This is a genomic window from Campylobacter sp. (assembly GCF_052170435.1).
Classification (GTDB): domain Bacteria; phylum Campylobacterota; class Campylobacteria; order Campylobacterales; family Campylobacteraceae; genus Campylobacter_A.
The window spans coordinates 16,130-30,529 of sequence record NZ_JBQNAN010000004.1 but is presented as its reverse complement, the minus strand read 5'-3'; the positions used below and the strand labels follow the sequence as shown (position 1 = coordinate 30,529).

Annotated in this window: 14 protein-coding genes and 2 tRNA genes; 10 read left to right on the top strand and 6 right to left on the bottom strand. The window is 42.7% G+C overall.

Annotated features, from left to right (window positions below):
• Window positions 1-23: 23 nt before the first annotated feature.
• The 10 genes from ACTTJF_RS02755 to ACTTJF_RS02710 all read left to right on the top strand — a co-directional run bounded on the left by ACTTJF_RS02755 (window position 24) and on the right by ACTTJF_RS02710 (window position 8,878).
• Complete coding sequence (locus tag ACTTJF_RS02755; RefSeq protein WP_442550663.1) at window positions 24-1,235, top strand: ankyrin repeat domain-containing protein; 1,212 nt, start codon at window positions 24-26, stop codon at window positions 1,233-1,235.
• Between the two features lie 9 nt (window positions 1,236-1,244).
• Window positions 1,245-1,991 carry an SDR family NAD(P)-dependent oxidoreductase gene (locus ACTTJF_RS02750; RefSeq protein WP_442550662.1) on the top strand — a complete coding sequence of 249 codons (747 nt, stop codon included), beginning with the start codon at window positions 1,245-1,247 and terminating at the stop codon, window positions 1,989-1,991.
• A gap of 475 nt (window positions 1,992-2,466) precedes the next feature.
• Window positions 2,467-4,161: a Na+/H+ antiporter NhaC family protein gene (locus tag ACTTJF_RS02745; protein ID WP_442550661.1), complete on the top strand. Its 1,695-nt coding sequence runs from the start codon at window positions 2,467-2,469 to the stop codon at window positions 4,159-4,161.
• Between the two features lie 2 nt (window positions 4,162-4,163).
• Complete coding sequence (gene trmA, locus ACTTJF_RS02740) at window positions 4,164-5,297, top strand: tRNA (uridine(54)-C5)-methyltransferase TrmA (protein WP_442550660.1); 1,134 nt, start codon at window positions 4,164-4,166, stop codon at window positions 5,295-5,297.
• On the top strand, window positions 5,290-5,685 hold the full coding sequence (locus ACTTJF_RS02735; protein WP_442550659.1) for a CoA-binding protein: 396 nt from the start codon (window positions 5,290-5,292) through the stop codon (window positions 5,683-5,685). The genes trmA and ACTTJF_RS02735 overlap by 8 nt, the downstream gene beginning before the upstream one ends.
• A gap of 135 nt (window positions 5,686-5,820) precedes the next feature.
• A complete protein-coding gene (ilvA, locus tag ACTTJF_RS02730) occupies window positions 5,821-7,032 on the top strand; it encodes a threonine ammonia-lyase (RefSeq protein WP_185898934.1) in 1,212 nt (403 codons plus the stop codon).
• Window positions 7,033-7,257: 225 nt separating this feature from the next.
• Window positions 7,258-7,944 carry a DUF4230 domain-containing protein gene (locus tag ACTTJF_RS02725; protein ID WP_442550658.1) on the top strand — a complete coding sequence of 229 codons (687 nt, stop codon included), beginning with the start codon at window positions 7,258-7,260 and terminating at the stop codon, window positions 7,942-7,944.
• A gap of 7 nt (window positions 7,945-7,951) precedes the next feature.
• Window positions 7,952-8,641, top strand: coding sequence for an MOSC domain-containing protein (locus ACTTJF_RS02720; RefSeq protein WP_442550657.1), 690 nt, complete (start codon window positions 7,952-7,954; stop codon window positions 8,639-8,641).
• A gap of 75 nt (window positions 8,642-8,716) precedes the next feature.
• Window positions 8,717-8,791: transfer RNA gene (locus tag ACTTJF_RS02715), tRNA-Gln, on the top strand.
• 12 nt (window positions 8,792-8,803) lie between these two features.
• Window positions 8,804-8,878 (top strand) — tRNA-Met (locus ACTTJF_RS02710).
• Window positions 8,879-8,925: 47 nt separating this feature from the next.
• Here ACTTJF_RS02710 and ACTTJF_RS02705 read toward each other — a convergent pair.
• From ACTTJF_RS02705 to ACTTJF_RS02680, 6 genes are all read right to left on the bottom strand, one after another.
• Complete coding sequence (locus ACTTJF_RS02705; RefSeq protein WP_442550656.1) at window positions 8,926-9,798, bottom strand: tyrosine-type recombinase/integrase; 873 nt, start codon at window positions 9,796-9,798, stop codon at window positions 8,926-8,928.
• Complete coding sequence (locus ACTTJF_RS02700) at window positions 9,785-10,288, bottom strand: class I SAM-dependent methyltransferase (RefSeq protein WP_442550655.1); 504 nt, start codon at window positions 10,286-10,288, stop codon at window positions 9,785-9,787. The genes ACTTJF_RS02705 and ACTTJF_RS02700 overlap by 14 nt, the downstream gene beginning before the upstream one ends.
• 11 nt (window positions 10,289-10,299) lie before the next feature.
• Complete coding sequence (locus ACTTJF_RS02695; RefSeq protein WP_442550654.1) at window positions 10,300-11,634, bottom strand: replication endonuclease; 1,335 nt, start codon at window positions 11,632-11,634, stop codon at window positions 10,300-10,302.
• 115 nt (window positions 11,635-11,749) lie between these two features.
• Window positions 11,750-12,892: a type II secretion system protein GspD gene (locus tag ACTTJF_RS02690; RefSeq protein WP_442550653.1), complete on the bottom strand. Its 1,143-nt coding sequence runs from the start codon at window positions 12,890-12,892 to the stop codon at window positions 11,750-11,752.
• Window positions 12,846-13,976 (bottom strand): zonular occludens toxin domain-containing protein, encoded by a 1,131-nt coding sequence (locus ACTTJF_RS02685; protein ID WP_442550652.1) that lies wholly within the window; start codon window positions 13,974-13,976, stop codon window positions 12,846-12,848. Before ACTTJF_RS02685 ends, ACTTJF_RS02690 begins: the two co-directional genes overlap by 47 nt.
• The gene (locus ACTTJF_RS02680) at window positions 13,973-14,395 is read right to left on the bottom strand and encodes a hypothetical protein (RefSeq protein WP_442550651.1); all 423 of its coding nucleotides are present in this window, start codon (window positions 14,393-14,395) and stop codon (window positions 13,973-13,975) included. Before ACTTJF_RS02680 ends, ACTTJF_RS02685 begins: the two co-directional genes overlap by 4 nt.
• Window positions 14,396-14,400: the final 5 nt, after the last annotated feature.

Below are 14,400 nucleotides of genomic sequence, written 5' to 3'. Positions count from 1 at the left end.
ATTAAAAGATATTGAGGCATGCGATGAGATTTATTTTGCCGATATTTTTGTCATTTTCTTTTGTTTTTGCTAGCTTTAGCTGTGATGACGCTTTGGTTGACAAGCAGCGATTTTTCTCTCAAAATTTAACCTTTTCGGGAGAATTTGAGCCAAACTGCAATGACTCTATTCTGGGGCTAAAAGAGGCTCAAATTTTACTCTCGGTAGCGCAAAATATCCGCTCCGAAAGCCTTGCTTGCGTCGGAAATTTGGCGACTAAGAATTTAAACGAGTTTAAATTTAAGATTTTAAAAGCCTCCTATGCGCCCGAAATTTACGCCAAAGAGCTAGAGAGCCCCGACGAATACGAAAAAATCGTATCGCAAAACAGAGCCAGGCTTCGCTACTGGGGACATCAAAGCTTAAGTAACTTCACGGTTTTTAAGGACTTTAACAAAGACTATAACGCCGTCTTGGGGCTGCTGGTAAACTACTACAAATCAAATTTTAAAATAGACGAAGGCAGCGCGATTTATTACGCTTCAAAGGTTGCAAACGAGTTTTTAAAATTTGCCGCGGCGACTTTGCAAAACGGCGATATGGACGAGTTTGCGAGAAAGGTTAGCGACCCGACCTTTACAAAATACGGCATAAATGAGGCGATATATTCTGGCGCCGTTTCGCAAAGCTCGCTGCAAAACGCCTTTAACGCCGCGCTTCTTTACGAAAAAAGCGAGGACGTGATAAGAGAGTTTTTGCGTGCGGGAGTAAATTTAAACTACGGCTTTGAGAGTCCGCTGTTTTTCGCGCTTAAAAATTTAAATAACGTAAAGCTCCTGGTTTCTAGCGGCGCAGACGTAAACTATGCAAATTTGCTCGGCGTCACTCCGCTTTTTAAGGCCGTACAGCTAAACGACATAAATTTGGTCAAGTTTTTGCTCGAAAACGGAGCGCTGGTAAACAAAAGGCTGATAGACGTTAGCACCAAGCTTGCCTATAGTTCAAATTTGAGCGTTCAGTTGCCGAGCTTTGTGAAGCTCTGCGACTTTGACGCGGTGTCAAAAAGCGTGCTGATGAGCGCGGCAGGGGCGGCGGACGTGGAGATATTGCAGCTTTTGGTGGATAACGGCGCGGACGTGCAGGCAGTGGATGATAACGGACTAAACGCCCTAGACTACGCGATCATCGGCAAAAAAGAGATCAATGTGCAGTATCTAAGGGCGATGGGGCTTGAGTCAAATTTGATCACCGAATAAGGAGAGAATATGAAGGGAACGGCTTTTATCACGGGAGCTACGTCAGGTTTTGGCGAGGCGATAGCTAGGATGCTCAGCCGCGAAGGCTACAAGATCGTAGCGCTCGCTCGCCGCAAGGAAAGGCTCGAAACTCTGGCAAAGGAGCTTGGAAATACGCACATCATCGTCGCAGATATCCGCGATAAAAAGGCGGTTTTTGACGGCGTGGCAAATTTGCCGCAGGAGTTTCGCGATATCGAAGTACTCGTAAATAACGCAGGTTTGGCGCTCGGGCTTGAAGGAGTGGCGGAGACTAGCATCGAGGATTTTGAGACAATGGTCGATACCAACATCAAGGGGTTTTTGTACTCGACTAAGGCCGTTTTGCCCCTCATGATCGCGCGAAAGAGCGGCTATATCTTTAATCTAGGCTCGACCGCGGGCGCATGGCCGTATCCGGGCAGTCACGTTTACGGTGCTAGCAAGGCGTTTGTAAAGCAATTTAGTAGAAATCTGCGCAACGACATCCGCGGCACCGGCATCCGCGTGACCGAGATAGCTCCTGGCATCTGCAAGACCGAGTTTAGCGAGGTTCGCTTTGGCGGCGATAAGGCCAAAGCCGACGCGGTTTATGAGGGCGTGGAGTACATCACCGCGGAGGATATCGCGCAGATTGTGCTAAACTGCCTAAATATGCCTCACCGCGTCAATATCAACGTCGTCGAGGCGATGGCGACGCAACAGACTTGGGCCGGGCTTTTTATCGAGAAAAAGTAGGCTTTTGCTGTTAAATTTACGGATTTTAGGATTAAATTCGGTTGTTCTTGGTTAAATTTAATCCTAAATTTACGCCTGATTTTCAAATTTGAGCGGCGGAAGCGAGGCTGCGTTTACATTGCCCCAGCCCGCTCAATCTTAAAACGAAAATCTAAATTTAACCTTCTTTCGTGCAAATGACGCGCGGCTCGCTAAATGCCAAATTTGACCAACAAATCAAAGCTAAAATTTTTCTCAAAATCTAAACTACGAGGAAATTTAAAATTTGCCGCCGAGCGCCGTTTTAAACAAAATTTCCGCAAAAGCCTTATTTTTAACATAAAATTTTAATAAAGAGCTAAAAATTTTGAATTCTAAGCGAATTTAAAACAAAAATTTAAGCCGCATTTAGCTAAATTTATGCCTTAAATACCGACCGACCGCACGCGGGGCGGAAAATTTGATTAAACCGACGAAAAACAAAAAGGAGTTTTTGATGAAAAAGATTTTATTTTTGTCGCTTTTGCCGATCTTGGCGCTAGCCGTAGATCCCGAAGTAGCGAAAAAAAATGCCGAAATTTTCGGCTTTTGGACGCTTATCCCGCCCGTGGTGGCGATAGTTTTGGCGTTTATCACCAAAGACGTCGTTTTGTCGCTGTTTATCGGCGTTTTTAGCGGTACGTTTCTCATAAACATCATCGATTCAAGCATCCCGATGACCTTCGTAAAGGGCTTTACCGACATCGTAAAAAGGGTCGTGGGCTCGCTGGCCGATAGCTGGAACGCGGGCATCGTGCTTCAGGTGCTTTGTATCGGCGGCGTGGTCGCACTCATCACCAAAATGGGCGGAACCAAGGCCGTGGCGATATGGCTGAGCAAAAAGGCCAAAACGGGCGTTTCGGCTCAAATTTCAACCTGGGTGATGGGACTTTTCGTCTTTTTCGACGACTACGCGAACTCCCTCATCGTGGGCCCGATCATGCGCCCGATAACGGACAAATTTAAAGTCTCTCGCGAAAAGTTAGCCTTCATCATCGACGCTACCGCCGCTCCGATCGCAGGTCTAGCCGTCATCTCGACTTGGGTCGGGCTTGAGATCTCGCTCATAAAGCAAGGCTACGAGCTCATCGGCATAACGAACGTAAACGCTTTTAGTATCTTCGTCGAGACGATGCCTTATAGATTTTACAATCTTTTCATGCTGTTTTTCATCGTCTGCACCGCATTTATGGGGCGCGAATTTGCCGGCATGCTAAAAGCCGAGCGCAGAGCTAGAGCGGGCGAACTGCACCCTAGACGCGACGGAGCGATGATAGAGGACGTCGAGGATAAGACGCTAGAGCCTAAAGAAAACATAAAACTACAAAGCTCAAACGCGATCGTACCGCTTTTGGTGCTTATTTTGGGCGCGTTCGTTAGCTTTTATTTTAGCGGTTTGGGCTCGCTTGAGGGCGAGGCTCTTGAGAGCGCGAAGGCTCATCCGCTTACGTTTCACACCTTCCAGGCTACTTTTGGCGCGGCTGATGCGTCCGTGGCGCTATTTCAGTCGGCTTTGTTAGCTACGATAGTGGCGATATTTATGGCCGTTTATAGAAAAATTTTAACCGTGCGCGAGGCGATAGAGACCTGGGGTAAGGGCTGGAAAACCATGATAACTACGATCATCATCCTGCTTCTTGCGTGGTCGCTTAGCTCGGTTATCAAGGAGCTTGGCACGTCTCGCTACCTAGTCGATCTGCTTTCGCAATCTACGCCAAAGATTGTCCTTCCGGCGGCGATTTTTATGCTGGGTTCGTTTATCAGCTTTTCTACCGGCACCAGCTACGGCACGATGGGCATCTTGATGCCGCTTGCGATACCGCTAGCTAGCGCGGTGGGCATGCATAGCGGACTAGAGGGCGACGCCTTGCACGCGTATATGATAGTAAATATCTCAGCCGTTTTAACGGGCGCGATATTCGGCGATCACTGCTCTCCGATCTCGGATACTACGATACTTTCGTCCATGGGTGCGGGATGTAACCACATCGATCACGTCCAGACTCAGATGCCCTATGCGCTTGCCGTTTGCGCGATCAGTATTTTTGCGGGATACTTCCCGACTGCGCTTGGCCTAAGCATCTGGATAGTGCTTCCGTTTGGGCTTTTGGTGACGGCTTTGGTTGTTAGATTCGTCGGGCAAAAGGTTTAAATTTGCCCGATAAGTTTTGTAAATTTCTAGGAGAGTGCGGTAGTTGCACTCTTGATATGCCTTATGAGGGGCAGGCTGAGTTTAAAAAAGATCTCATAAGGCGTGAATTTGAGCCGTTTTACCGCGGCGAATTTGAGTTTTTCGCCTCGCAGAGGGCCGGCTACCGCACGAGAGCGGAGTTTGGAATTTGGCACGATATTTGGCATAGCGTGGTCGATCTAGCATACACGATGCACGGCGCTAAAACTAGGCGCATCATGATAGATGAGTGCCCAAAAGTTGCCGCTCCTATCGCAAATTTGATGCCGCGTTTGCTTGAAGCGCTTATGAAAAATCAAATTTTAAAAGAGAGGCTCTTTGGCGCCGAGTTTATCTCTTGCGCGAGCGGGATACTAGCGACGCTGCTCTATCATAAGCGCCTAGGCGAAGCCGAGCAGAGTGAGATAGAAAGCTTAGCGCGCGAGCTTGCCGGTCACCGCGTGACGATCGCCGCAAGGGCAAAGGGGCAAAAGCTACTAAGCGGCGAGTTAAATTTAGAGGACCACCTAAATATCGGCGGTAAAATTTACAAATTTACATTCGGCGACGGAGCTTTTATCCAGCCAAATACCGCCGTAAACGAAAAGATGGTCGCATGGGCGAAGGGTTGCGTAGAGCGCGGCGAGGATCTGCTCGAGCTTTACTGCGGACACGGCAACTTCACCGTCCCGATGGCGGAAAAATTTAAGCGCGTTTTGGCGACCGAGATATCCAAAAGCTCGATCGCAAATGCCCTTAAAAACTGCGAACTAAACGGCGTAAATAATATCAAATTTTTGCGAATGAGCGCAGAGGAGCTGATGAGCGCGTTTTGGCGCGAGCGCGAGTTTAACCGCTTAAGAGAGCTTGATATCTTTAGCTACGACTTCTCGCACGTTTTGGTCGATCCGCCGCGCGCGGGACTTGATGAGAGCGTGATAAATTTCATCAAAAACTACGAAAATATCATCTATATCTCCTGTTCGCCGCAAAGTCTAAAACGCGATCTAGCGCAGCTTGCCACGACGCATGAGGCGGTTAAATTCGCCGTCTTTGATCAGTTTGCAAACACCGCTCACATCGAGTGCGGCGTGCTTTTAAGGAGAAAAAATGCCTAGCGAATTAAGGCAAATTTTATCTTCTGCTAAAAATATCGCGGTCGTGGGCCTTAGCCCAGATGAGAGCAAGCCTAGCAACGAGGTGGCAAAATTTCTCATCGAGTGCGGATTTAACGTATTTCCCGTCTATCCAAAATTTGATGAAATTTTAGGACGCAAGGTTTATAGAAATTTGACCCAAATAGAGGGAGATATCGACATCGCCGTGATGTTTAGAAAGGGCGAGTTTGCTAGCGAGCTAGTAAAGGATGCCATCAAAAAAGGCGTAAAAACGCTGTGGCTACAGCTGGGGATAATAAACGACGAAGCAGAAGCGGTCGCGCGCGAAAACGGGATAAATTTCGTGCAGGATAAGTGTATAAAAATCGAGCTTCAAAGGCTTGATTAGGCTAAATTTGACGGCGACGCACGATTTTGCGGCAAATATAAATAAAAATAAAGAAAACGTAAGCAAAAATACGGTAAATAAACGCGCGAGCAAAAGCGACGAAAAGTAAATTTTAAACAAAAACGAAAGGCCAAAATGATCTCTCTAAATAAAATAATCCAAGCCAAGCGCACGATAAGCGGCTTCGTGTATAAGACGCCGTTTGCTTACAGCGCGAAACTAAGCCTTGCAAGCGGCGCACTCATTTACCTAAAAGAAGAAAACCTCCAGCGAACTGGCGCATATAAGATCCGCGGCGCGTATAATAAAATCGCAAATTTAAGCTCAAACGAGCGCAAAAAAGGCGTCGTCGCAGCAAGTGCGGGAAATCACGCCCAAGGCGTAGCTATCTCGGCGCGCGAGTTTAAAACGCCCGCCACTATCGTGATGCCCGAGTCCACGCCGCTCTTAAAGGTGCTAGGCACAAAAGATCTAGGTGCCGAGGTTATCCTAAAGGGCGACAACTTCGACGAGGCCTACGCCTACGCCGTAGAGTACGCCAAGCAGCAGGGCATGAGTTTTATCCATCCGTTTGACGACGAGTACGTGATGGCTGGGCAGGGCACGGTGGGGCTTGAGATGCTTGACGATCTGGCTGAGCTTGAGACTATCATCGTGCCGGTTGGCGGCGGCGGGCTAATCAGCGGCATATCAAGCTGCGTAAAGCAGGTAAATCCGGACATCCGCGTGGTCGCCGTGAGCGCAAAGGGCGCGCCTGCTATGTTTAACAGCTTTAGCGCCAAAAAGAGCATAAACTCAAAAACCGTGCGCACGATCGCCGACGGTATCGCGGTTCGAGACGCGAGCGAGACGACACTGGCGAATATCCTAGAGTGCGTGGACGAGTTCGTGCAGGTCGACGACGAGGAGATCGCAAACGCGATTTTGTTCCTGCTCGAGACGCAAAAGATCGTGGTCGAGGGCGCGGGTGCGGTCGGCGTAGCTAGTATCCTGCACAATAAGGTCAAATTTAAGGCCGGCGAGCGCATAGGTATCGTGCTAAGCGGCGGAAACATCGACGTGCAGATGCTAAACGTCATCATCGAAAAGGGTCTCATCAAATCCCACCGCAAGATGGCACTGCAAATCACGCTTATCGACAAACCGGGCGCGCTCATGAGCCTAACCGATAGTCTAAAGATCGCAAATGCTAATATCGTGAAGATCGACTACGACCGCTTCTCCACGAGCCTAGAGTACGGCGACGCTAATATCACGATTACGCTCGAAACCAAGGGCGAGGATCATCAAGAGCTTATCAAAAAAGTGCTTAGAGAGCATGATTTTAAATTTATTCAGGTGTTTTAGGCGGTTAAATTTGAGCTCAAATTTGCTTGCTAAATTTGGAGCGAATTTGAGCCAAATTTAAACCCGTATCTTAAAGGTACGGGTTTTGCCAAACCGCACAGACTCTAAAAGCTCGCTAAATTTAAATTTACAATCCAAATTTATACCGATATAAAACAGCCAAAAGCTCAAATTTAACGATTATTTTAACGAATTTCGCTAAAATCGCCTTTTAAAGGAGTAAAGATGATAGATGTTACGAGCTTTATTTTAGCGATTTTGCTGGCGATTTGCGTATTTATGATTTTTAGATTTAACAAAGCCTTAAAAATCGCGCAAAAGCCCGCGACTACGCAGATCAGCACCGAGATATCGCAGCTAAAATCCATCGGTGAGCTATCCGTTTTTCAGGTCTATAGCAAAGAGATCGTGACTAAGACCGACCATGCATTTGGCAGCTTTGGCAAGGAGTATCTGCGCTGGCTGGTGAGCGAGAAAAAGCTCTCGATGATATTTGAGTTTGAGATAAATTTCATCTACGACCTAACGAGCCCGCGCCTAGAGATCGTAAACGTCGCGAGCGAGGAGTATCTCATCAAGATGCCGCCTTGCAAATACAAATTTTCGATCGCGAATATGAAATTTTACGACGAGAAAAACGGCAAATTTATCCCGTTTTTGTTGCCTGATTCGCTAAACGGATTTTTCGGTAGCAGCTTTAGCGAGGAGGATAAAAACAGGCTCATCGAGGAGGCGCGCGCCGAGGTCGAAAAGATGTCCGTGCGCCTGATAAATCAGCTCCAATCCAAGATCCACAAATCCGCGCGCGATACGCTAGAAGCGATCGCAAAGAGCTTCGGGGCTAGGGCGGTGAGATTTGAGTTTAACGACGAGGGCGAGCAGGTCAGGCTAAATCTGCAAAACGTGGCGTGAGGGCAAGATGGCATTCGTAAAAGCGCTCTTGATAGGTAAAGCAAGGCAGTACGGCAACGTGGCGGCTACGGACGAGCTGGGCAAGGCGTGGCGCTCGGCGATATTTAAAAATGCGCAGACTGGCGAAATTTACGCGAACGAGCTTGGCTTTGAGGACGACGAAGTGGCCGACACCAAGCATCACGGCGGCGTAAATAAAGCCGTGTTTGCAAACTCGCTAGAAAACTATCCCGCGTGGGAAGCTTATCTGGGGCTTAAAAATTTGCCGTTAGGCGCGATGGGCGAAAATTTGACCGTTAGCGGACTAGATGAAAATAGCGTCAACGTGGGCGACGTGCATAAAATCGGCTCATTAGTACTACAAGTAACCCAGCCGCGAAAACCGTGTTTTAAGCTCGCAAAACGCTGGGGAAATGCAAATTTAGCCAAAGAGATTTTTGCTACGGGATTAACCGGCTGGTACTATAAAGTGCTTGAAAACGGGTCGTGCAAGGCCGGCTGCGAGGTGGAAATCCTGCAAAAAAACGAAAATGCTCTAACCGTGATGCAAATAAATAAACTATTTTTTAATCCGAGCGAAAATTTGGATTTATTGCCTAAATTTAGGGCTCTTAAGGCGCTGCCTGCTAGCTGGCATGATGATATAAACAGGCGCCTAAACGGCTCATATAGCACGGCTTTTATGGAAAAACTTTGAAAAAACGGCGAAAATTTGCCAAAAAGCTTGACAAATAAGGCAAAAATATATATAATCAGCTTTCTTTTTACAGGCTGGGGTATCGCCAAGCGGTAAGGCAATTGGTTTTGGTCCAATCATCCAGAGGTTCGAATCCTCTTACCCCATCCACTCAAATTTCATCGCGGAGTAGAGCAGTGGTAGCTCGTCGGGCTCATAACCCGAAGGTCGGCGGTTCAAATCCGTCCTCCGCAACCAAACTCCCATTTTATCGGCATTTGAAAACACCTTTTAAAACGCTTAATTTATTCTGAAATTGATTTTAGTAAATTTTCGATAGTTTCTTTAGATTTTCTTACGTTTGCAGTGATATATTTTTGAGTTGTAATAATATTTGTATGACCAAGTGTAAACGATACTTGCTCGATCGGAATTTTAAGATAATTGATTGAATATGTACCAATTAAGTGCCTGATGTCGTGCAATCTTATCCTAGGCAAATTGTTTCTTTTAAGCAATGAGTTCCAGCTCTTACGTAAATCTTGATATTTGTCGTTTGTCATCGGGTTTACGAATACATAGCCGTTTAGCTTGTTTTGCTTCTTTGCGTCGATATACCTACGAAAAAGACGATCGTAAAGCTCATCGCTCATTTTGTAAGACATATCGCGTTTAGCCTTGTTGATTTTAAACGGGATAGTGTAAGTCCTGGTTTTAAAGTTTATATCGCTAAATTTTAAACTCAATACTTCATTTTTTCGGCGACCGTGGAGCAAGAAAAAGAATATATCCGCACTAGGCTCTTTGTTTTCCGAAATGGCTTTAATAAACTTCTTTTGGATCGCTACGCTGTAATCAAAGTATCTTTTATTGTCAAATTTAGGCAATTCGATAAAGTCACAAGGGTTTTTATTTATTATTTCGAGCTTTAACGCAAGCTTAAAAATAACCTTGAGCTTTGCAAGGATATTTTTAACGGTCTTGATTTTATAATCTCGCTTGATAAGCTCGTTACAGAATCTTTGGACATCAATGAAATTTATCTCATTTACGTTTTTTAAACCTAAATCGTCTTGAAAATGCTTTTTATATGTAGCTATATCGCTTCTAAGCGTAGAGGGGCTTAAAATCAACTCGTAATATTCAAGATAATTTTTAAAAAGCTCATTCAAAGTCATCAAAAAGACCTTTATCCTTAAATAAATTTAAGTCTTTAAATTTAAAAAATACCAGCCAATGAGTTTGTCCTCTTCTTTGCCCAAATATAGGTTTTTGAGAAAAACTTTTTAAAACCTCACTTAATTTTATCTTGCTCTCATTCCACTTAAAAACAAATGTTCCATTAGTTTTTAAAACCCTCATACATTCACTAAAGCCTTGTCTTAGATCTTCTCTCCAATTTACATCAAGCTGGCCATAATATTTTTGAGCCCATGAATTTTTACCGGGCGTAGGCATATGGGGAGGATCAAATACAACTAAATAAAAACTCTCATCATCAAACGGTAAATTTCTAAAATCTGCAACTATATCCGGATTTATTTCTAATATCCTACCATCGCTCAATATATGAGTTTCTTTACGTTTGTCACAAAACAAAACGTTCTGATCAGATTTATCAAAATAAAACATTTTACTGCCACAGCAGACATCAAGTATTGGTTTCATTTTATATCCTTTTAAAATTCATATTCTCTAAGTCCGCGCTCGATAAAGTCCTCGAGATCTGGATTATTTAGATCGTGTTTTGTATTTCTTTTGGTAAATGAATTCAAGCCTCTATCAAGCATTATATTTTCAACGTAAGCTAGGTGCTGAATATTACAGTTAGCTTTATCCAATTTTGAATAATAATTGTAAAGCTCGTAATTTTTCATCCATAGAGGCGGTTTTTTGAATTCTTTTCGATTTTTCATAGCTTCAAACTTGATTTTTCTACCCTCGCGAACATACCAGGCATCTACCCAGGCGTCAAGATCGGGTTTTATGCTTTGGGAAGTTGATTTTTGAGGGGGTTTTTGAGTTTGATAAGTATTTATAACCTTACCGCAAATTTTATGCGTCAAAACGCCTTTTTCTAGTATTACTTCCTCGTCTCGTCGAGGAATAAAGATATTTATGTATTTTTCGTGTAAATCCCACTCTATAACGTTTTCATCATCGTTTTTAATATCGCATAAATGGTAAAAGTCCCTCATTGAACTGATAAAATTTATACGGCGATATACCCAAAGCGGTACCTGAGTGCGCGAAGTAATAAAGCGCCTAACTTTATGCTTTACATACCACGCTGCAAGCTCGTCTAATTCGTCAGTTTCGCTTAAATTCATAAAAGTTTTTTGAATATATTTCATTACGTAGCCAGTAGGATTATCAATTGTCCATTGAAAACCGTTTATTTCGCCATTTCGCGCCTGGTGCGGAGTTATAGCATCGGTTTTTAAGTTTTGCGGAGCGTTAAATAGGTCTTTATAGCACTCAAAAAGATAAGGTATTGTGTGAGCAGGGACATAAAAAAGCGCATGAATATGCGGCACACCGTCCTTTTTATGCGGCTCAAAGCAGCGAACATAAGAGCGATCAACGCCTTTATATTTCTTGTGATAGCGTTTTATTAAAAGTAGCCATTGATAATTTAAAATCTGAACTAAATCCCTAATTTCAAGCTTTTCGCCGTTTTTCATCCTAGATTTTATATCGGCAGGAATATATTTCCAATCAAGCGGCTTAAATTTACCATATTCGCCCTTTAAAGCACCGCGAAAGCAACCATTTAAAGTAATTGTTAGAAATACGCCTTTTTGCTGATACATGATGCTAAAAGAGTTTAAGGTATTAATACGATTTGAGACTTCGGCATAGTAACGCTTACTCAAATTTGCGGACATTGATATATCAAGGAGGCTTTTTACTTCGCCGAGATTATTTACAAAAGAGAAATTTTGCATATAGTCTCTTTGAGTCTTGATTTTATCATTGGCGATGGTGATATCTAACTTGGAAATACCAAACACTTTGCACCTTAAACTTAAAAGTGAATTATTTTTATTAATTTGACAAGGCGGCGCGTTACTTCGCGCGCGCTACGCGCCGCGCTCAGTTTCCGCTCCGCTTTATAACTTCACAAATTTAAATTATCTGTATCGTTAAAGTTACTACTGAATCAATTTCTTGATCTTGCTCGATCGAAAAAAGGTATTTAAGTAAAAAGATGTCTTTAAGTATGGGGATGCCGTTACGTTGTTTTTGGTTGGTATTTTTGTTTATGCCGCTTAAAACTAAAATATCGCCACGTTTTAGAGAATATGAGCTTTTAAGCTCCTTTTTGCTTGTAGTAGGGGTTAGGGTGTTTTGATTTGATAAAAGATCCTCCAGGATAAGGTGTAAGTCAAAATCTATGTGATCGCGTAAAATGATAGGTTTTAGGGTAACTTTTAAACCGACGTCTTTGTATTCGTATGAATTTTGAGTAGTGGTCTGAGTGGCCGAAGTTTGAGAATTTTGCACAAGATAGGGAATGTTTTGGACGGTTGAGAAATATACCTCGGTATGGTTGCGAGCAGTCAAAAAAGGGCTAGATATGATTTTCGTAAGTCCGTTGGTATCAAGGAAATTTAAAACGCCAAAAAAGCCGTCATCATCGTTTCTGATTACGTTTGAGTTCGTGGTATAGGGCGAAGTGATTAAATTTATGTAATAAGCCAAATCACCGTGATTTAGCGGTTTAAGCAAACTTTGAAGCTTTGTGCCGCGGTCTTTGATATCTTTTAGATTGGTTTCGGTTATTGTAAGTTTAAACTGAACCTGCTCGAGCTGCTTATCTATACTCTTGACCGCGTCTTTGATCTGATCGTAGATATGCTCGTCGGCACGGAAAAAAACGGAATTGGACGATTTAGAATAGGTAGCATTGATTTCAAAATTTGAAATGATACGCTGCACGTCGTCTAAGACATAATTGCTTAAATCGATACGTCGCAGATCAAGGCTAGGCAGCTTTTTATCCGTTACGTAGTAAAAATTACTTTGCTTATAAAGGTAAAGACCTTTTGACTCGAGCATCTTTTGAAACATAGCAAGGGTTAAATTTGTTTCTTGCTGATATATGAAATAGTAATAAGTGCCGTCTATACTATCGTCGGTTACTATAGTTATATTGTTGGATCTGCTTGCAAGCTGAGCAAAATTTACAAGATCGGTGTAAATTGTTTCGGCTTTGACAAAGCTACTTAAAAGGATTAACGTTAAGACTAGTTGTCTGAGAGTTTTCATAGGATACGCCTTTATTTGGATTTTGATATAAGAAAGAAGTATTTTTTAGCTCATCGAGCACAGGTGCATCAAAAACTAAAAAATACTCCGTAAGATGTTTGCCTTTGGTGGTAGAGTAAAAATACAAGGGTTTATGTGATGAAACAGTAAAAGAGATATAGCCGTAAGGGAAAGGGTATTTTTCGTTTTTAAAGGTGCAGACGTCGTTAATACATGAAAGGTTATAAATATAGGTTTGGCTTGGTTGATCTTGGGTTTGTGGGGCAGGCTTGGGTTGATGCGCAGGGCGAGGTTGAGCCGCCTGGATAGGTTGAGAAATTTGGCTTGAATCGTCTTGTTGTTCGTCGGAAACGTCGGAGCTTAAAGATTTAAGAAAAAAGTAAAAGTAAATAGACAGTGCGATAAATAAAAATAGGGCGAAATAGAAAAATTTGCGAACAAATGATTTTTGAGATGACGATTGACCGGAATGGTAAAGATCAAATACTTCTTGCAAATATGGAATATGAAATTTTTGCATTGCATCTTTTTGATACATCTTATAAGAGCCGTAAAGGATATATCTAAATTTGTTTTTAAATAGGCGTTTGGCACTATCTACAGCTTTTAAAAAATGCTCGGCAATACGTTTATATTCGTTACTTATAAGGCTCAGATCTTGGGTAATAAGATAAATATCCTGGTATAAGTGGCGATGATAGGTAAGCCACCAAACGAGAACCGGATCTTCTTTAGCCTTTAAAAAATTGTGAGCTTCGTCAAGAACTATAAATACGCCACTTAAATTTAACTCTTTAGCGCGCTCGTTTAACTCCGCGTCGGTAACTTTGGAAATATAAAGAGCGTGGAGTATAGACATATCGGCATAAAATTTATCAAAGTCAAATTTTATAAATTTATTATGTAGGTCAAATTTAAACTCATTAATATTTGTGTAGCAATAAGTATATTCTTTTAACTTCTCGGGCTTGATAAATTTGCTTAAAAAACTGTTTTCAGGCTTAAACAAAAAAAGCTGATAAATTTTAAAAACAGCATAATAGGTTTTACCGCTTCCAGGATTGCCGACTAAGTAAGTTATCATGTGATGTACCCAATATAGCTTTGAATGCTTTTTCTAAGCTTCTCAAGTAGCTTAATGCCTATTTTTGCACCAATCATAAGGAATAGCGATATAAAAATAGGGGCATAAAGATTAAAAATATCCCAAAAGGCTTTAAAAACACCAAGAGTAGATAAAACAGCTAAGGCGGTAGAAGTTACCTCATTACTATTTGTAGGATTAGTTAAAGTTTTAGTAAAATTAAAAATATCAAATAATTGACCAAATAAAAAATTAGCTATAGCAAGCAATGCACCAAAATAAACAACCATAAGCGCAAACATAGCAATTTCAATTAATACGACTTTGCTAAAAACTATCTTTTTGATTATAAATCCGGCAAGATTGCCAAGCTTTAAACGTCCAAATATCCAAGAAAGAGCAGAGAGTATGGCAGGCAAAATTT

Coding starts and splice junctions, on each gene's coding strand:
- ACTTJF_RS02755 (WP_442550663.1), top strand. CDS start 24: ATGAGATTTATTTTGCCGATATTTTTGTCATTTTCTTTTGTTTTTGCT.
- ACTTJF_RS02750 (WP_442550662.1), top strand. CDS start 1,245: ATGAAGGGAACGGCTTTTATCACGGGAGCTACGTCAGGTTTTGGCGAG.
- ACTTJF_RS02745 (WP_442550661.1), top strand. CDS start 2,467: ATGAAAAAGATTTTATTTTTGTCGCTTTTGCCGATCTTGGCGCTAGCC.
- ACTTJF_RS02735 (WP_442550659.1), top strand. CDS start 5,290: ATGCCTAGCGAATTAAGGCAAATTTTATCTTCTGCTAAAAATATCGCG.
- ilvA (WP_185898934.1), top strand. CDS start 5,821: ATGATCTCTCTAAATAAAATAATCCAAGCCAAGCGCACGATAAGCGGC.
- ACTTJF_RS02725 (WP_442550658.1), top strand. CDS start 7,258: ATGATAGATGTTACGAGCTTTATTTTAGCGATTTTGCTGGCGATTTGC.
- ACTTJF_RS02720 (WP_442550657.1), top strand. CDS start 7,952: ATGGCATTCGTAAAAGCGCTCTTGATAGGTAAAGCAAGGCAGTACGGC.
- ACTTJF_RS02705 (WP_442550656.1), bottom strand. CDS start 9,798: ATGACTTTGAATGAGCTTTTTAAAAATTATCTTGAATATTACGAGTTG.
- ACTTJF_RS02700 (WP_442550655.1), bottom strand. CDS start 10,288: ATGAAACCAATACTTGATGTCTGCTGTGGCAGTAAAATGTTTTATTTT.
- ACTTJF_RS02690 (WP_442550653.1), bottom strand. CDS start 12,892: ATGAAAACTCTCAGACAACTAGTCTTAACGTTAATCCTTTTAAGTAGC.
- ACTTJF_RS02685 (WP_442550652.1), bottom strand. CDS start 13,976: ATGATAACTTACTTAGTCGGCAATCCTGGAAGCGGTAAAACCTATTAT.